This is a genomic window from Paenarthrobacter sp. AB444 (assembly GCF_028736865.1).
In the GTDB taxonomy this organism is placed as follows: Bacteria; Actinomycetota; Actinomycetes; order Actinomycetales; family Micrococcaceae; genus Arthrobacter; species Arthrobacter nicotinovorans_B.
Genome location: NZ_JAQZBY010000004.1, coordinates 17,417 through 34,819, shown reverse-complemented (window position 1 = coordinate 34,819; position 17,403 = coordinate 17,417). Strand labels below are relative to the sequence as shown.

The window sequence follows — 17,403 nt, the reverse complement described above, 5'->3', positions numbered from 1 at the left end:
ATCAAGGGCATGGCTATACCTTCAGGTATTTCCGGAGTGTCAACAGCGACGAGATCCCCGCCAGCCCGGCACCAAGTGCGATCAGCACGGGTGCAATCACCAGGACCTGGGTGGAGGAGATGAACGGGGTGTTCAGGAATTGCTTGGAGAGGTCGCCGTTGAGCCAGAAGTGGGCCATCAGCCACAACGTCACAGAGGCCAAAACCGCACCCACGACGGCGGCAATGACGCCTTCGAGGATGAACGGCAGCTGGATCACGGTCTTCGAAGCTCCCACGAGCCGCATGATTCCGGTTTCCCGCCGTCTGCTGAAGGCCGACAGCCGGATGGTGGTGGTGATAAGGAGCACCGCACAGAAAATCATCACCGCGGCGACACCGACCGCAGCCACCGAGGCTCCGTTCATCCAGGAGAAGATACGCTCCAGGACCTGTCTCTGGTCGCTGACCGTCTCCACTCCGGGCTGGGAGGAGAATGTTTCGCTGATGATCTGGTACTTCTCGGGGTTCTTCATGTTGATGCGGAACGAGGCCGGCAACTGGTCCTCGGACACCGAATCAACGATTGGAGAATTGGAGAACTGCTCCTTGAAGTGCTTGTAGGCCTCGGCCTGTGACTCGAACTGGAAATCATTGATGTACTGCTTCACGGCAGGTGACTCCAGCATGGCCCGGACGTTGTCCTGCTGCTCCTTCGTCGCCGGCCCCGAGGCGCAACCGACCGCCGTCGAGCCGTCATTGCAGAGGAACACGGCTACCTGGACTTTGTCGTACCAGTAGCCCTTCATCTGGTTGATCTGCATCTGCAGCATGCCCGCTGCACCAACGAAGGTCAGGGACACAAAGGTCACCAGGACCACGGAAATCACCATGGACAGGTTCCGGCGCAGCCCGCTGCCGATTTCCCCCAGAATGAAAAGGAGCCTCACAGCTGTGCCCCCTGAGCGCGGTCGAGTTCCTCGCCACTGGCATCCTTGAGCCTGCGCGACTCGCCTACTACCGGAATCATGGACGTGTACAGGGCCTTGGCCTCATCGCGAATGACTTTTCCATTCTTCAGTTCCACCACGCGGCGGCGCATTTCGTTCACGATGTCGTCGTCGTGGGTAGCCATGACCACGGTGGTGCCGTTTTGGTTGATCTTGTCCAGGACGCCCATGATTCCCATCGAGGTAATGGGGTCGAGGTTTCCGGTGGGTTCATCAGCAAGCAGGATCCCAGGACGGTTTACGACGGCGCGCGCGATCGCCACACGCTGCTGCTCACCGCCTGAGAGTTCGTGCGGCATGCGCCGTTCCTTGCCTTCAAGGCCAACGGTCTTTAATACCTCGGGGACGGTTTCGCGGATGATGGAACGGCTCTTGCCGATGACCTGCATGGCGAAGGCAACGTTGGCGAAAACATTCTTTTGCGGCAGCAGGCGGAAATCCTGGAACACGACACCGATGCCGCGACGCAGCTTGGGAACACGCCAGCTCGAAATGTTGGCAACATTCTGGCCGGCGACGTAGACAGACCCAGCTGAGGCTTTGTCTTCCTTGAGGATCAACCGTAGGAAAGTGGATTTGCCTGAGCCCGAGGCGCCCACAAGGAAGGTGAATTCGCCGCGGTTGATCTCAAGGCTGACAGAATCGAGCGCCGGTCGGGCATTCTGCTCGTAGACCTTGGTGACATTCTCAAATCTGATCATGGCCCTTAGTACCCCGCCGGACATGACATTAGTCGCCCAGTCCAACAGCCGGTGCGCGGGCTTTCGATGGGGGAAGTGAGAGCACCGGCCATTCGACTATACGCACGGGCGTGCCCGCATCCTGCGGCTTTAGGGGGCGTGTCGCCGAATAAACGAGGAGCCTGGAAGGCCGCTGGCAGCTGCCTGCTTAGGAGCTGGCTGCGGCGTTGCGGTTACCTGTCCGCCAGCGGATACCGGCATCGATGAAGTCATCGATGTCGCCGTCGAGCACAGCTGACGTGTTGCCCACTTCGTGTTCGGTCCGCAGGTCCTTGACCATCTGGTAGGGGTTCAGGACGTAGGAACGCATCTGGTCGCCCCACGATGCCTTGACATCTCCGGCCAAGGCTTTCTTCTCGGCGTCCTGCTGTTCCTTCTTAAGCAACAGCAACCGGGACTGCAGCACCCGCATGGCCGCCGCACGGTTTTGGAGCTGCGACTTTTCGTTCTGCATGGAGACCACGATGCCCGTGGGAATGTGGGTCAACCGTACTGCGGAGTCAGTGGTGTTGACCGACTGCCCGCCCGGACCGGACGAGCGGAAAACGTCGACGCGGATCTCGTTGTCGGGGATTTCAATGGAATCGGTCTGCTCGATCAGCGGGATGACCTCGACTGCTGCAAAGGAGGTCTGCCGCCGGCCCTGGTTGTCGAAGGGACTGATGCGTACCAAGCGATGGGTGCCGGCCTCCACGCTGAGGGTGCCGAAGGCGTACGGTGCCTTGACCTCGAAGGTGGCCGATTTCAGGCCTGCTTCTTCAGCGTAGGAGGTGTCCATCACCGTGGTGGGGTAGCCGTGGCGTTCGGCCCATCGCAGATACATCCGCATCAGCATCTCGGCGAAGTCGGCTGCGTCCACGCCGCCTGCTCCGGCCCGGATGGTCACGACGGCCTCACGCTCGTCGTACTCCCCCGAGAGCAAGGTAACAACTTCAAGTTCAGCCAGGGCCTTGCGGATGGATTCCAGCTCCTTGGCAGCTTCAGCCAGGGATGCTTCATCGCCCTCGTCCTGGCCCAGTTCGACCAAGACTTCGAGATCGTCGATCCTGGCCTCAAGCTTTTCCAGGCGTTCGACTTCCGACTGCCGGTGGGACAGGCGGGAGGTCACTACCTGCGCTGAAGCGGGGTCGTCCCAGAGATCCGGGGCTCCGGCTTGCTCGCTCAGTTCGGCGATTTCAGCTTTGAGGGCATCAACGTCGGTGACGTTCTCGATGGAGCTGTACGTTGCTCGAAGGGCGCGGATTTCTGCGGGAAAATCTATTTCAGCCATGGTTATCCCAGCGTACGCTATCGGCCGGGCTGCTCTGGCGGTTGCCCATCCGAACAACCCATCATTACTGCGTTTAACCACTGATCACTGCGTCAGCCTAGAGCGCGCAGTTGCCTTCGCCTCAATGACAATCCCATCGGGAACCAGGAAGCTGACCAACGGCGGATGGGCCACAGCCCTGAGGACCACAACGGCGGTGCCCCCGGGTTCGCTCCCGGTTCCCTGCGCTACCACCAATTGGTCATGCGCGGCAAAGGCTTTGCTCTTGTTCAGATAAGACTCCGCCGTGGCCAATACCCGGTCATCGGCCAGTGATACGGCAGGCACGTTCCCGCCCTGAAGGTCCTCCACCAGGTACGAGTCCGCTGCCGCGAGCGCGGCACCGTCGGCCAGCGACAGGAGCTTCTTGTGCTCCAGATACATTGCGGACGCCGCCATCACCACGGTGGCCAGAAGGAGGGCCAACAGCACGTATCCAAGAATGAGCACGGTGATTTGTCCGTCGTCGCCGGGCCTGCTTGAGTCCCGGAGTCGGCTTGGGGCCCGGAGTCGGCTTGGGTCCCGGAGCCGGCGCCCCGTCCGGACTGCGTTGCCGGGACTGGCCGTGGGGGCAAAACCCGAGGTTTGGCCTGCGCCTGCGCTGCTCACTGGAATCGTCCCACGATTTGGGTGGCGGAGGAGCTCAATCTGCTGGCGTCCAGATGCAGTTTGTCCCCGAACGGAACCATCGGAAGAGGTACGTCCAAGCGAACCGTTACGGTTACGCTCGCCCCGGCCGCGAGGCAGTCTTCCTGATCGCAGGCAATCTCCACCGTTGCCTGTTCGGCCGTGTGTCCGTAGTCAGCCAAGGCCACCACAACTGACTGCTCAGCCGCAAGCTTGGCCCGTGCCGGATCCGCCTGGCTGACGAAAACCTTTGCCGCTTGGTCTGCCGCCCCGACCACGCCAAACGATGCCCCCTGGATTTGCCCGATGGTCACGACGAAGTAGACCAGTGGCACCATCAGCAGGATGGCCAGGAAGGTGAACTCGACGACCGCACTCCCCCGTTGTCTTTCGAGGCTCCGGGAACCAGGGTTGCTATCGGACGACATTTCGGCCAAGCACAGCGCATGGCGTGCCCTTTGCCGGAGTCCCCGCCCGGCAACCCCTGCGCGTTCAGCCAGGAAGCGCAGCATGTCCGCGCACCTCCATCAATCCGCCAGGTCCCAGCAGCCCCAGAACCGGCATCGGTGCCCTCACCGAAATCTCCAGCGTGCGGATGCCCTCGATGTCCACTTCTTGGGTGGTGACATCCTGCGCGTATCCTGCGTTCAACGCAGATGTGATCAGCTCGACTGTTCGGGCTTCGGCATCCGAGGGTGACCGGTCGGCCAGTGCGCCGTAGCGCGCTCCCGACGCTGCGGCGTCTATGAGCGTATTGCGGACATGGAGTATCAGCATGAGCTGGATAACTGACATGCAAAACACGGTCAGCAGTGCTCCGACCAGCACGAAATCGACCACAGCCGACCCCCGTTCTGCGGCGCACCGGTCCTGCCGCCCCAACGCACGAATTACTTGCCCACCTTTGCCATGGCCTGAGTGAACATGTCATTCAAAGCAGGCGTAGCCAGGGCGAGAAGGCCGGCAACCAGCGCCGCGGACATGAGGGTGATCATGACCCATCCAGGCACGTCTCCACGCTCTCGTTCCGCAAGGCCAGGGACTGCCCGAAGGACAACGCTCATGAGTCGGTTCCGGGCCGAGAGAGTCCGGACTGATGCTGTGGACGCAATGGACGACGTGCTTGCGATGATTTTCATGGTTTCCCCAATCGTGGTGGTGGTCTAATGACATTTGTTGCCAGGGCGGACTGAAGGGCAGCACCCCGGCGCGTGTGCGGCCGTCGGCTCAGAGGCTCAGTTGCAGGGCCGCGATGGCAGGAAACGCGGCGAATAAAACCGTGAGAGGCAGGACGCCGAAAACGAGTGGCACCATCATGGCTATTTCTTTCCGGCCCGCCGATTCCATCAATTCACGTTTCGCGGCATCCCGGACATCGGCAGCCTGCGCCCGTAGGACGTCGGCCAGTGGAGTCCCGCGCTCCACAGCGACCACCAAGCCATCGAAAAACCTGACCAGCGGAGGCAACTCTGCCCGACCGGAAAACGCCTGGAGTGCCTCAGCAAGTGGCCTTCCCGATCGGGCATCCGCGAGGATCAAACTGAACTCCCTGGAGAGCTCCCCCTGGGAGCTGCGGCTTACCCGGTCCATGGCCCCCAACGCGCTTTCACCGGCCGCCACGGCCAGCGCCATGAGCTCCGCGAGGCTGGGGAACTCCGACAACAGTCTTCTTTCGCGTCGTCGTATCCGCTGGCCGAGTACAAAATCGCGGAGTACGTAGCCCCCGAGGGCACCCCCGATCACGGCCACGAATGAAAGGACGGGGCTGAACTGTCCGGCTGCGGCACGGACCGCGATGACCAACAATGCCAGGATCACTCCGCCACCGGCCCAGAGAATCTGTTCAACCCGGAAATCAAGGATTGATTTCGTGGAACCCGAACGGGCAAGCCGCTTTGAGGCGGCCGCTGTCCCGAAATTCAGGCGCGATATTGCGGTCATGGCATCCCGGAAAAAGGGACGTAGTATCCGTTCCATCGGCCCAAAAGGGGTGAGGTCTTGTTCCGGGTATGCCAGTAGGCGGGATTCGAGATTCCTGGCCTTCAACTGTGGGCTGATGCGCTCGGAAAAAGACACCCTGCGCATGAACGGCAGACGCACCAGGATCAACCAAAACCCGGCTCCAAGCAGCACTCCCTCAAATACGGCCAAAGCCAATGACGTGCTCATCGAAGGACTCGCTCATCATCAGGCAATGCACCGACGCGGAGCATTAATGAGTAGCAGAGCACCGAGACCAGCAAGCCACCCAGGAGCACCATTGCACCTGCCGCTGAGTTATAGGCCAGCATCGCCTCCGGTCGGCTGGCCATCATCACCAGTACTATCCACGGTGCGGCCACCGCCAACCGGGCGGCATTGACGGTCCACGATTGCCTGGCTTCCAGTTCGCTGCGGGTCCGGGCGTTGTCCCTGAGGAAGTCCGATAAGGTCCCCAACATACGGCCCAGGTCAGATCCTCCCACCTCGCGGGTCATTCGCAGGGCTTCAAGGATGCGGTCCGCAACAGGATCTGCGAGCCGGGCTTTCAGCCTGTCCAGGGCTTCCTCAAAGTGCCCTCCAGCGCGGTAGTCGGAGCCAAAGTCAAGGAAGAGCGATCTGAGCTCTTCCGGGCCCTTGGAACCGAGCTGGATGAGGGCCTCGGGCAGAGAAAGGCCAGCACGAATGGCTGAACGCAGGTGATCCACGACATCAGGCCACAGCAAACGCAGCGATGCGCGCCGCCTTCGCGCCCTCCACCGAACAATCCCCACTGGCACCCAGGATCCGAACAATCCGAAGCACAGCGAAACTGCAGGAGATCCTGTAGCGACGTAGAAAACAATCGCTGCTGCCAGGCCAAAGCCTCCGCACGTCAGGAGCAGTGCGGGTCCTGTCACGCGTTCCATCCCTGCCGACAGAAGCAGCTGCTCCAAGCGATGCCGCTTGTTTTTTCCAAGCCGTGGAGCTGGCGGCTCCCACGTGGACCACCAGATAAGGAATAGCCCGAAGCCGCCTAGAATCCCCAAGAGCGGCGCCATCAGTTCACCTCGAGCAGGGCGGAGACGTCGAAGCCTGCGCGGGCGAATTTTTCGGCAGCCGGCATCGCATTTGGTCTCGGTTGAAGCTGGCCCGCCGTCATCCCAAACACAGTGGAGGACTCGATGATCCCGTTTTCCACCCGCCTGCCCAAAGCAAGGACTTCGGTGACTTGCCTTCGCCCCGAGGGATGCCGGCCACAGTGGACCACAAGGTCGATACACGAGGCCACAGTGGGAACGACGAAGGCGCTGGCGATGTTGGCCCCGGCCAGCAGGGGCAGGGTGCAAATCTTGGTGACGGCGTCATGTGCCGAATTCGCGTGTACGGTGCACATGCCCGGAAGGCCTGAGTTCAAGGCAATCAGCATGTCCAGGCTTTCGGCTTCGCGGACTTCGCCAACAATCAATCTGTCCGGCCGCATCCGCAGGGCTTCCTTGACCAGCCTGCGGAGTGGGATCTCGCCTTCACCTTCCAAGTTCGGTTGACGGCATTGAAGTCCGATCACGTCACGCAAAGGAAGCTGCAGTTCAAAGATCTCTTCAACAGTAATGACGCGTTCCCGCGAACCAATGTGGGCGCCAAGGCAATTGAGCATGGTGGTCTTGCCAGCCTGCGTGGCCCCGGAAACAAGAATGTTGAGTCCACTTGCCACGGCTGCACCGAGAAATCTTGCCGCCTGGGGTGACAGGCTGCCAAGCTCAACGAGGTGCTCGAGCCTGCTTGCCCGGGCGGTGAACTTTCTGATGTTCACGGCCCAGTGCCTCCTGGTGATGTCAGGGATGGCAACGTGGAGCCTTGACCCGTCCGGGAGCGCCGCATCAACGAAGGGCGATGACAAATCGAGCCGGCGTCCGGAAGTCTTCAGCATTCGCTCGACCAGATCGCGGACTTGCTGCTCGCTCAGACTAACGGTGGTTAGCTCGGACTCGCCGTTACGGGCCACATAGACCTCATGGGGAGCGTTGATCCAGAGTTCTTCGATGGCATCGTCATCAAGGAACGGCTGCAGCGGCCCGAAGCCCGCGACGGCATCAAAAATGAGGCGCCGGGCAGTCTCAAGATGACCCAAAGGAGGAAGCGGAGCAAGGAGCGCGCGCTCGTCGTAATCCCTGACCGCCTCATCCACCAGGGAGCGGACGTCCGCGGCCCGTTCCAGGGGATCCAAGCCACGGCGCCGGATCAGTTCCCGGACCTCTCCCTCGACGATCCTTACTGCATCCACAGCTCTCCCCAATGGTCATGATGGCGTAAACGAGAGGCGCATCTCGAGTGATTTACGCTAAGTGAGCCAGGGGGCCGCCTCAAGTCTGTCGGCGCGGTATGTGGATAACTTGGAATCGCCAGTCACAACAGCACCGTCAATCCCACTAGTCACTCCTGTTTCAGGATGTTAGGGTAAAGCCCGTTAGGAGCTGGCCTATGGTCTCACGCGCAGGCGCCCGAAGCTTGTCCCTAAGCCACACCATGCACCGCTGAGCCGCGGTACAGGGCCGGATGTGATGATGAAACATAAATTGATGGTCCCGGCGGGACGCATTCCCTTGGCGCGCGTAGGGCTGGCGCTGGCCGTCGCCCTTACGGCAGGCAGTTTCCTTGGAGCACCTGCCTGGGCCCAGACCCCGGTCCCCCAACCGGCACCAGCTTCCGGAGCTCCGTCACCGGGATCACCCCAGGGCCCCAAACCAGCAGGTAACGGCCCCGCCTCGTCTCCGGCAGAAAACAGCCCTCCCCCCGGAAAGCTGCCTGACCAGCAAGCGCCGATCACCGGCGTCGAACTTTCTCCTGGCGGCGCGACCACGCCCGCGCCCGACACCGACAGCAAAGCAGAAGCGCAGACCGCACAGCCCAAGGCGATGCCGGGCAATGCGCCGGATGCTGAAACCATGAAGGCCGCGATGCGCGCTGCCATCCCGGCCGGCGGTGCAGAAATGGGCCAGCGCTCGCCCAGGGTCGTCACCGCCAAACAAAGCAAGGATGCGGCTGCACCTGCGCGCGCCAAATCCGTCGGTGGTGCGGTCCAGGCGTTGGTACCGATGGCAGCCGATCCGGACCATTGGCGTCCCACCATCGGGATCCAAGGCCAGGACGTCAGCGCGCACCAGGGCAATGTCGACTGGTCAAGCCAATGGAGCCAGGGCTCAAGGTGGGCCTACGTCAAGGCCTCCGAAGGCAACTACTACCTCAACGAAAACTACGCCCAGCAGTACAACGGGTCCCGGAATGTTGGCATGGTCCGCGGCGCGTACCACTTCGCCATCCCGAACTGGTCGTCGGGGGCTGACCAAGCCCGGTACTTCGTGGCCAACGGAGGCGGCTGGACGGCAGACGGCTACACCCTCCCGCCCGTCCTGGACATTGAATACAACCCCTATGCCGGACGGACCATCAACGGCTTCTACTTCGGCAACACCTGCTATGACATGTCCAAGGCCCAGCTGGGTCAATGGGCAGCCGACTTCGGCAACACCGTCAAGGCACTGACCGGCAGATTCCCCGTCATCTACAGCACCACCGACTGGTGGAACACCTGCGTGGGCAACAGCACCTTTGGAAGCTACCCGCTCTGGATCGCCTCCTACTGGAACAATCCCACCAACTCGCCCGGATCCTTGCCGGCCAGTTGGAACGACTACTCCATGTGGCAATACAGCAGCACCGGTCCTTTCGAAGGTGACTCCAACATCTTCAATGGCACCTACGACGAACTCCGTACCTTTGCACGCGGCGTACCTGCCCCCTCGAATCCCTCGATCCGATCCGGTGCGGATGTGCTGGCGGCAATGCCCTCCGGACGACTCGACAACTTCCCCGCCGACGGGCAAGGACGAATATCCGGCCCGGTCACCATCGGCTCCGGCTGGGGCAACGCCCTCTCCGTCCATGTTGTCGACTGGAACCAGGACGGTGTCCAGGACATCCTGGCCCAATGGTCGGACGGAACCCTTCAGGTCTATCGGGGTAACTCCGCGGGCGGCTTCAGCACACCCATCCAAGTGGGCAGCGGCTGGCAGGAAATGTCCTTGGCTGCCGGATGGTGGAACTCAAGGGATGCCTTCCCCGGTGTCATTGGACAGGACGGTGACGGCAACCTGTACCGGTATCAAAATGCCTCTGGAGGCGCCCTGGGTGGCGGCGTCCAGATCGGCACTGGTTTCAGCGGGCACCAGTTCAACCTTTTGGATTTCGACGGCGACGGCAGCCAGGACCTGGTCTCAAGGACCGGCGACGGAACCATGCGGCTGTATCGAAGCAACGGGCTTGGCTCGTTCGTTTCAGAGCCAGCACGGGTCATTGGCAACGGGTGGTCGGCCATGACGTCGGTCAGCTCCTCCGCGGGCTTCAACGGTGCGGGTTCACAGGGGCTGCAGGCTCGGGCTGCCAACGGCGACCTCTACTATTACCCGGCCGTGGGAGGTTCCTGGGGCAACCGCTTCCTGACAGGCTTGGGGTGGAATGACGCCATGCTTATAGGCGGCGCCCCGGTCAATGTTGAGAGCACCCTGGGCGTTGACGAGCCCGATGTCCTGGCCATTCGGCAGGACGGCAACCTGTATCGGTACGCGGGTTCAGGGTCGGGCTCCCTGAACTCCCCTGAGCTCATCGGTACGCAATGGACCGGGTTGAAGGCCGGTTTCCTCACCGACTGGAATGGCGATGGCGCTTTGGACATCCTCGCGCAATGGAGCGATGGAAGGCTGAGCCTGTACCCGGGCCTGCAAGGCCGGGGCTTCGGCGGGCCCATCAGCCTCGGCACAGGCTGGCAGGACTGGACCCTCACGGTAGGACGGTGGAAGAAGTCCGATACCCGACCGGGAATCGTGGGTTATGACCCGGCCGGCCGTTTGTTCCAGATCAGCAATCCCTCCGGCGGTGCCTTGGGAACCCGTACCCAAATCGGAACGGGCTGGTCAGGCCTGGACATCGTTCAAATGGACTTCGATAAGGACTCCAATGCCGATCTCCTGGCGAAAAATGCCACGGGCAACCTCATGCTCTACCGATCCAACGGAAACGGGGCTTTCATCACGGAAGCTCCGTCAACCGTCGGGACGGGATGGAATGTCATCAACAGTTACGGAGCCATCCGCGGATTTGCGGGAGCGAACACAACCGGAATCATCGGTAGAACAACCGGCGGTGAACTTCGCTACTACCCCGTCGGGCAAAACCGAACATGGGGCTCGCCCAGCGTGATCGGGTCCGGCTGGGGTGGCCTGAAAATCCTCTCCCCAGCAGCAAGGTAGCCCAAAGCACGGAACGCCCTGTCGGGAAGGGCCCGCAAACTCCGGAATGGAGCGTGCGGGCCCTTTCCGTTTTTTCGCCGGAAAGCGTCGGAAATGAAACAAATGATGTCCGCTGCAATGGATAGGCGTCATATCCGAACATTGCGTGGTCTAATGAAGGTGGTCTCACGTTTTGGCTGTTCAGCGCAATGGGAAACGGGCTTTGTTTGGGGGCAAACGAAGGTCACCACGAGCGCACAATCAAGGAGTGATCTTTCATGGCGTTTACCGTTTCTACGGCCAAGGTCAGCATTTCCCCGTCCATCGATGTCAATCCGTACATGGCGGGGTACGGGACCCTCGACGGTGGTCGCGAGGCCACCAGCAGCGCACCTTACGAATCCCTGTGGGTCCGCGCGATCGTACTGTGGGAGGACGGCTCGCCGAACCTCATCATGAGCGTGGACATTCTTGCTTTACCGCGCTCAATCCATCAAAGCGCCAGGGCAAGGATCCTTCAGCTGGCCAACTGGACCAACGGTGACATCCTGATCCAGTCGACCCACACGCATAACGGGCCAGTAGTGGTTGACACCCTTCACCCCTTCATGTGCTACGGGCTATCTGACTTGTCGATGGTGCAAACCTACAGCCAGCACCTCGAGGACGACCTCGTGGACGCTGCCCAGAAGGCACTCAATAACGCCCAGACCGCCGTCACTCTCGACTACAAGGTCACGACGGCGAGCATCGCCTACAACAGGGCGGGCTTGCCGTACTTGGAAGACACGGTCCCCGTTATCGTCGCGCGCCGCTCGAATGGCAAAGCGCGGGCCGTGATTTTCAATTACGCGTGCCATCCTGTGGCTGCCGGCATGCGCACACTCTTCGACGGAGACTTCCCCGCCGGGGCTTGCAACTACATCGAAAACAACAATACGAATTGCTTTGCCCTGTTCCTCCAGGGTGCGGCAGGCGACCAGAATCCCATGGGTGAGCCCAGCTGGGACCTTCGCGATGAATATGCCACCAAACTTGGTTCAGCCGTGTCGATCGCAATGCAGACGCCTGGTCGAACCATCGGCAGTCCGCTGCAGACAAGCTACAAAGAGATCCAGATACCGCTGGACATCACGCCCACCGCTGGAAACCTTGCGGCGGTCAGGGCGGCCTACGCTTCACGTCTGCCGAACCTCGACGGCAACCCTGCGTGGTACGGACGCCACGCCCAGGTCATGATCGGGCGGATCGACAGCGGCAGCTACGCAACGACCGTAACGTGTCCCTTCCAGGTCTGGAAGTTCGGCGGCAGCCCGCAACTGAAAATCGGCATTGTCGGCGGTGAGCTGGTCAGTGGATACGCAGCCTATTTCCGCTCGAAATACGGTGGAGCGAATGCCGTCATCGTGGGCGGCTACGGTAATGAGTCTTGCTACTACCTGCCGAGCGCGCAGTTCTTGCCACCATACTCGGTGGGCGGAAGTTACGAGGGTGGATGGGATCCGGACTATCCCGGGATCGCTGGCGGCTCAATGACCGTCTACGGCCACATCGCCCACTTCGTGGGTGGCACAGGCGGCGTGGAGGCCACCATTATCAACACCCTGAATTCCATGCTCGCCTAGGCACGCAGGGATTTTGAAGGCCTTGGCTCTCGGCCAAGGCCTTCAACGTTCCGTTACTCCTGCGTCACCTGCCGCACAAACCGTAGCGGTATCGATACCCGATTCGCCGGGCACTCCATTGACCCGGCTGACCGCTCCGGAGAACCATGGAGCTGGAGGCCCTGATGCGTTTTCACTACCTTTCAGCAGCAGCTGCAGCTGTGCTGCTGCTTGCCTCGGGCTGTTCCTCGGCGCCGGGAGCAACACCCACGACTTCCGCCACCTCCTCATCCCCCACCACTTCGACGTCCCCGCCGCAGTCCGCACCGCCGTCGGAAACTCCAGCGGATCCAAGCAGCGAACCTGGCGAGGGCAGCGGACAGGGTGCCGGGGACCCGGATGACTCGGGCCGCTTCTCCTACTCCTGTACCAGCCTCAATGCAGTGCCCGACACCACTTACTCGAGCCTGGCCGAGGTCTGGGCCTCATCAGGCTACGTGCGCATGGACTCTTGTACAGCCAGCTACCAAGGTCCACAGCCCTACGAGCCCACGGAAGATGAAGCCAGGATCATCGCCATCGCCGCACCCGGAACGGACCCCTCCCAGGGTCTGGAGTCCTACTTGGCGGCGTTGGGACTCTGTACACGGGTCAGCGATGATTCGGCGTCGCAAATCTTCGGCGGCAGCAGCCGCCAGCTCCTGCAGGCTGCCAGCCAGCTTTGCCCTAAAGCACCCCAGGGAAAAATCATTGCCCTGTGGGCTGCCGGGGCCCGCGCCGGTGACGGCCAGCATGCAGTGGGCGACGGCGGCCTGGCCGCCGGCAGGTTTCATCTCCGGAAAACGCCCCCGGAAGGCTGCAACTGGAGTGTCACAGGCCCGGATGGTGGCCAAAAGGCGGCTGGTGGCGCCGTCGAAGGACAAGCCGGAATTCTTCTTGCAGAAAAAGACGTCTTAAGTAGTGACAAATGCGGAATATGGGAGAAGATGGAGTAATGCAGCCGGCAACGGCTGGGGCGAACATCCAACTGCATGCGGAGCTGGGGAGCATCCGAATGAAGTGGGGATCCCTCGGTGGATATGCCAAGACGCGCTGTCGTCCAGTTTGGCCTTGCCGGTCTCGTTCTTACGGGCTGCTCTGTCCAAGTAACGCAAAATGTTGAGCCGTTCCGGCTGGGCGTAACGAATGCCGGCGATGCCGACACTCCTCGTCCCGAAAGACCGGAACCGGTAAAAAGGTACAAATTTGACTGTCGCGGGGCGGATGGAAATTCGCTCGCAGTGCTGTCAAGCCTTCCGGAAGTCTGGGCCAACACCCAGTACAAGAAATTCGCCGATGTCCGCGTCGCCTACGTCGGTCCGCAGCCCCAGGTCCTTGAAGCCGAGGAAAACGCTGCCGTCAACGTCGCTATTGAAGCCGGGGCCTCCGGCAACCGGGCGGATATCTGCCTGGCGATAGTCAAGGCATGCACCCGCAGCAATCCCCCCACCATCAGTACCGCCCTCTACGGTCTTGGCGGCCCGCCCATCGTCAAAGGGGCCCTGACTTTGGCTCCCATGGCACCACAGGCGGCAGTCCTGACCAAGTGGCTGAAGGAAGTGGCGTGATGGAACAGCCTGCAGCCCGTATCTTCACCCCCAGGTTGCTCCGCGGTAAGAAGCTGACAACAATCGTGGCCGCAGCGGCTCTGGCCGTTGCCGGAATGACCGCCGTCGTTTCCAGCACCCCGGCCTTCGCTGACCAACAGCGTCAGGTGGTCGGCACCGGCCTTACCAAGGCTGCCGGTACGGTGGTGGACCCCGTCGGCAAAATATGGGTCTCCGACAGTGTGGCCGGCTTCTGCCGTATGTCCGAGCCAGTCAACGGGCAACCCGGCACCGTGGAAAAGGACACCTGCCTGGGCGGTAGCCTGCCCGGATCCGGGCAAGGTGCAAAGGTGCCCGGAGTCGCCACCATCTACGATCCCACACCCGCCAAGATCGGCAGCGGTGACGAGATAGCGTTCATTCCTGACGCCTCGGTGGGAAGCTCGCATTTGGTCCGCGCCGAATGGAGCCCTTCCCTTAACCGCTTCGAGTACAGCAGCACACTCTCCATCCTGGATGGAGATGTCAGGCCGAACGCCGTCAGCGACGGACCCGACGGCAACATCTACCTTTCATTTGCGAATGCGCGGTCGATCATCAAGATCGTTGATCCGACCATCAAGCACCCGAGCATCGAAACCATCGCCTCGGTCACCACGAAGGCCCTTGGCCTCGTAGCCGCTGGCTGGGACAGCAACGGTCACGTCAGCGTCTACGTGCTGGAAACCACCGGGCTTCGGGCCTTTTCAGCCCCGGACGACGGCGACATGACCAACTACGTGCCGCTGGCGTCCTACAACGTTGGCGTCGCATCGTCGATCTACTACGACTACGACGCCCACATCATCTACACAGGCACGAGCACCGGCACCACTGCGGCCGATGCCGGCAAGGACAAGGTGTCACGACTGAACCTCGATACGGGGGTTGTCGACAACTCCTGGGCATTGGGCTTCAGCAAGATCAGTGGCCTGGGCATGCGCGGCGGCCAGCTGCTGGTCTTGGATGATCCCGGACAACTGAATGCGACTCCGGCTACCGGCCAAGGAAAGATGAGCCTCCTGGGCGGAGTCATAGCCCAGATCACCTCCGGGCCGACCTTGGCAAGTGGCGCGCAGTCACCTAACCCCGCCTTCACCAACGACACCACACCAACGTTCGGTGTCAGCGCGGATCCGAGCGGCAGCGCTTTGGAATGCTCCGTCGGTGGAGCCTGGACGGATTGCACCAGTGGCACGTACACCTCAGCTGTACTGGCCAACGGACCGCAGACCTTCTCGGTACGGCCAGCTCCGGGAGGCGTTCCCGTTTCTCGGACGTTCACCGTGGACACCGTGGCCCCTGCTGCGCCTGTCTTCACCGCACCGAACAGCGGACAGGTGGTGAACGGCAAACCAGTACTCGGCGCGACCTTCGAAGCCGGAACCACGCTGAGTTGCTCGGTTGATTCCACGGCGGACGCTGATTTCAAGGCCTGCGTACCTGGTGACACCTTCACGCTGACCACAGAAGGTGCGCACACCCTGCGCATCAGGAGCACGGATGCCGCCGGTAACGTCGGCCCTGCTGCTTCCTTGAACGTGACAGCGGACCTGACGGCTCCGCAGGTGGCAATCACGGCTCCGGCCAGTGGCGCCACAGTGGGTGCCGGATACCAGTTCCAGTTCGCCTCGACCGCACCGGACGTGGCCGGGTTCCGCTGCCGGCTGGGGACAGATGCCTTCACGGCATGTACCTCCCCCAAGGTTTACGCCGACATCGCCAACGGTCCGAACAGGTTCGAAGTTGAAGCCCGGGACGCTGCGGGGAACACGACGGTGGCCGGCGTGAACTTCACGGTCTTCATCGCTGACACAACACCACCAACCGTGACGGCGGATCCCGTTGCAGGCACCTACGGCCCCTCGAGCAAGATCACGCTCACGGCCAATGAAGCGGGCGCGAAGATCTACTACACCGAAGATGGCAGCACACCCACCACGGCCAGCACGCTGTACACCGCTCCCATCGCAATGGGCAGCAAGACGCTCAAGTACATTGCGGTGGATACTTCGAACAATGCCTCTGCGCCACAGACGCAGGTGTACGTACTGGACAACGTTGCGCCGACTGTAACTGCCAGCCCCCAGGGCGGCAACATCACCCTGGGACAAAGCGTCACGCTGACGACAGAAGCCGGGGCAAAGATCTACTACACCACCGATAATTCCACCCCGACTGTTTCCAGCCAGGTTGGAACCACAACGGTGACGATCACGCCCACGGCAACCGCCACGGTGAAGTACTTTGCCGTTGACACCGCAGGAAACCAATCGGCGGTCGCCTCGCAGACCTACACCGTGCCGCCGGCCCCCGCCAACACCTGGAAGGACTACAACTCGGATGCCAAGAATGACGTCCTGGCCCGGGATTCCGCCGGAACACTGTGGCTCTACCCAGGCAACGGGACAGGCGGTTGGCTGGGCAAGGTCAACACGGGTACCTCCTGGAACAACTACAACCTCATCATTCCTACACGGGACTTCAGCGGAGATGGACGCAGCGATGTCTTCGCCCGGGATGCTGCCGGACAACTGTGGCTCTTCAAGGGCAACGGAACAGGCGGCTGGCAGCCGGCGGTATCGGTGGGAAGTGGTTGGAGTGGAATGACGGCCGTCGTCGCTCCCGGAGACTTCAGCGGAGACGGCAAATCCGACCTTCTTGCGAGGGACGCCTCAGGCGTACTGTGGCTCTACAAGGGAGACGGCCTGGGCAAGTTCACCGCAGGGGCAACGCAGGTCGGGGCCGGCTGGAACGTCATGAATGCCATCTTCAGCACCGGCGATTTCAACGGCGATGGCAAGACCGACGTGATTGCCCGGGATACCGGCGGCGCCCTGTGGCTGTACCCGGGCAATGGCACCGGTGGCTGGGGCACCCGCTCCCAGATCGGCAGCGGCTGGGGTGGCATGACGGCCCTGCTTGGCCCAGGCGACTTCAATGGCAACGGCAAGCCCGATGTCCTCGCCAGGGATGCCAACGGCAATCTGTGGCTCTACCCAGGCAATGGCACCGGTGGGTGGCTTGCTTGGGGACAAGTAGGAACAGGATGGCAAGGATTCACGTCGCTCCCCTAGTGGACTGAACCGCCAGCTTGCCGTTTCGAGGGGTGCATCGGAGAATATCCGGTGCACCCCTTTCGTTGGCTGCGTTCCGTGGGCACACCGTGCTTCCACGGAACGTTTGCCGCAATGAACTAGACTGAGGGTTTGCAAGGACCTCGTGACGCCAGCGTTGCGGGCTGCGGCTGGCGTCAAGAATTCGTC

The 17,403-nt window shown here is 61.7% G+C and carries 15 protein-coding genes; 5 read left to right on the top strand and 10 right to left on the bottom strand.

Translation table 11 applies throughout. The annotated features are described in order from the left end of the window. Positions 1 to 13 precede the first annotated feature (13 nt). The 10 genes from ftsX to PQ627_RS06650 form a co-directional block, all read right to left on the bottom strand. Positions 14 to 928, bottom strand: a complete 915-nt coding sequence (gene ftsX, locus PQ627_RS06695) for a permease-like cell division protein FtsX (protein WP_144659818.1) — start codon at positions 926 to 928, stop codon at positions 14 to 16. Continuing rightward, positions 925 to 1,689: a cell division ATP-binding protein FtsE gene (ftsE, locus tag PQ627_RS06690; protein WP_144659817.1), complete on the bottom strand. Its 765-nt coding sequence runs from the start codon at positions 1,687 to 1,689 to the stop codon at positions 925 to 927. The genes ftsX and ftsE overlap by 4 nt, the downstream gene beginning before the upstream one ends. 187 nt (positions 1,690 to 1,876) lie before the next feature. Further along, the gene (gene prfB / locus PQ627_RS06685) at positions 1,877 to 2,998 is read right to left on the bottom strand and encodes a peptide chain release factor 2 (RefSeq protein ID WP_274259461.1); all 1,122 of its coding nucleotides are present in this window, start codon (positions 2,996 to 2,998) and stop codon (positions 1,877 to 1,879) included. Between the two features lie 84 nt (positions 2,999 to 3,082). Continuing rightward, positions 3,083 to 3,646 (bottom strand): pilus assembly protein TadG-related protein, encoded by a 564-nt coding sequence (locus PQ627_RS06680; protein ID WP_337993545.1) that lies wholly within the window; start codon positions 3,644 to 3,646, stop codon positions 3,083 to 3,085. Next, positions 3,643 to 4,176, bottom strand: a complete 534-nt coding sequence (locus PQ627_RS06675) for a hypothetical protein (protein WP_274259460.1) — start codon at positions 4,174 to 4,176, stop codon at positions 3,643 to 3,645. The genes PQ627_RS06680 and PQ627_RS06675 overlap by 4 nt, the downstream gene beginning before the upstream one ends. After that, complete coding sequence (locus PQ627_RS06670; RefSeq protein WP_260842369.1) at positions 4,157 to 4,555, bottom strand: TadE/TadG family type IV pilus assembly protein; 399 nt, start codon at positions 4,553 to 4,555, stop codon at positions 4,157 to 4,159. Before PQ627_RS06670 ends, PQ627_RS06675 begins: the two co-directional genes overlap by 20 nt. After that, the gene (locus PQ627_RS06665; RefSeq protein WP_274259777.1) at positions 4,555 to 4,803 is read right to left on the bottom strand and encodes a hypothetical protein; all 249 of its coding nucleotides are present in this window, start codon (positions 4,801 to 4,803) and stop codon (positions 4,555 to 4,557) included. Before PQ627_RS06665 ends, PQ627_RS06670 begins: the two co-directional genes overlap by 1 nt. Before the next feature lie 88 nt (positions 4,804 to 4,891). Next, complete coding sequence (locus PQ627_RS06660; RefSeq protein WP_274259459.1) at positions 4,892 to 5,833, bottom strand: type II secretion system F family protein; 942 nt, start codon at positions 5,831 to 5,833, stop codon at positions 4,892 to 4,894. Beyond that, a complete protein-coding gene (locus tag PQ627_RS06655) occupies positions 5,830 to 6,684 on the bottom strand; it encodes a type II secretion system F family protein (protein WP_274259458.1) in 855 nt (284 codons plus the stop codon). The genes PQ627_RS06660 and PQ627_RS06655 overlap by 4 nt, the downstream gene beginning before the upstream one ends. Then, complete coding sequence (locus PQ627_RS06650; RefSeq protein WP_144659810.1) at positions 6,684 to 7,907, bottom strand: CpaF family protein; 1,224 nt, start codon at positions 7,905 to 7,907, stop codon at positions 6,684 to 6,686. Before PQ627_RS06650 ends, PQ627_RS06655 begins: the two co-directional genes overlap by 1 nt. A 280-nt stretch (positions 7,908 to 8,187) precedes the next feature. On the opposite strand from PQ627_RS06650, the gene PQ627_RS06645 reads away from it, so the two are divergent. From PQ627_RS06645 to PQ627_RS06625, 5 genes are all read left to right on the top strand, one after another. Then, entirely contained in the window at positions 8,188 to 10,929 is a 2,742-nt protein-coding gene (locus PQ627_RS06645) for a GH25 family lysozyme (RefSeq protein WP_443192744.1), read from the top strand. Between the two features lie 257 nt (positions 10,930 to 11,186). Then, positions 11,187 to 12,533 carry a hypothetical protein gene (locus tag PQ627_RS06640; RefSeq protein ID WP_274259456.1) on the top strand — a complete coding sequence of 449 codons (1,347 nt, stop codon included), beginning with the start codon at positions 11,187 to 11,189 and terminating at the stop codon, positions 12,531 to 12,533. 164 nt (positions 12,534 to 12,697) lie between these two features. Beyond that, the gene (locus PQ627_RS06635) at positions 12,698 to 13,507 is read left to right on the top strand and encodes a hypothetical protein (RefSeq protein WP_274259455.1); all 810 of its coding nucleotides are present in this window, start codon (positions 12,698 to 12,700) and stop codon (positions 13,505 to 13,507) included. 285 nt (positions 13,508 to 13,792) lie between these two features. Next, a complete protein-coding gene (locus tag PQ627_RS06630) occupies positions 13,793 to 14,119 on the top strand; it encodes a hypothetical protein (protein WP_260842356.1) in 327 nt (108 codons plus the stop codon). Beyond that, entirely contained in the window at positions 14,119 to 17,214 is a 3,096-nt protein-coding gene (locus tag PQ627_RS06625) for a chitobiase/beta-hexosaminidase C-terminal domain-containing protein (protein WP_274259454.1), read from the top strand. The genes PQ627_RS06630 and PQ627_RS06625 overlap by 1 nt, the downstream gene beginning before the upstream one ends. Positions 17,215 to 17,403: the final 189 nt, after the last annotated feature.

What these genes read in the sequence shown, in the direction of transcription:
- PQ627_RS06660 (WP_274259459.1), bottom strand. Translation starts at nt 5,833, where the DNA reads ATGAGCACGTCATTGGCTTTGGCCGTATTTGAGGGAGTGCTGCTTGGA.
- prfB (WP_274259461.1), bottom strand. Translation starts at nt 2,998, where the DNA reads ATGGCTGAAATAGATTTTCCCGCAGAAATCCGCGCCCTTCGAGCAACG.
- PQ627_RS06640 (WP_274259456.1), top strand. Translation starts at nt 11,187, where the DNA reads ATGGCGTTTACCGTTTCTACGGCCAAGGTCAGCATTTCCCCGTCCATC.
- PQ627_RS06645 (WP_443192744.1), top strand. Translation starts at nt 8,188, where the DNA reads ATGAAACATAAATTGATGGTCCCGGCGGGACGCATTCCCTTGGCGCGC.
- PQ627_RS06675 (WP_274259460.1), bottom strand. Translation starts at nt 4,176, where the DNA reads ATGCTGCGCTTCCTGGCTGAACGCGCAGGGGTTGCCGGGCGGGGACTC.
- PQ627_RS06625 (WP_274259454.1), top strand. Translation starts at nt 14,119, where the DNA reads ATGGAACAGCCTGCAGCCCGTATCTTCACCCCCAGGTTGCTCCGCGGT.
- PQ627_RS06665 (WP_274259777.1), bottom strand. Translation starts at nt 4,803, where the DNA reads ATGAAAATCATCGCAAGCACGTCGTCCATTGCGTCCACAGCATCAGTC.
- ftsE (WP_144659817.1), bottom strand. Translation starts at nt 1,689, where the DNA reads ATGATCAGATTTGAGAATGTCACCAAGGTCTACGAGCAGAATGCCCGA.
- PQ627_RS06655 (WP_274259458.1), bottom strand. Translation starts at nt 6,684, where the DNA reads ATGGCGCCGCTCTTGGGGATTCTAGGCGGCTTCGGGCTATTCCTTATC.
- PQ627_RS06635 (WP_274259455.1), top strand. Translation starts at nt 12,698, where the DNA reads ATGCGTTTTCACTACCTTTCAGCAGCAGCTGCAGCTGTGCTGCTGCTT.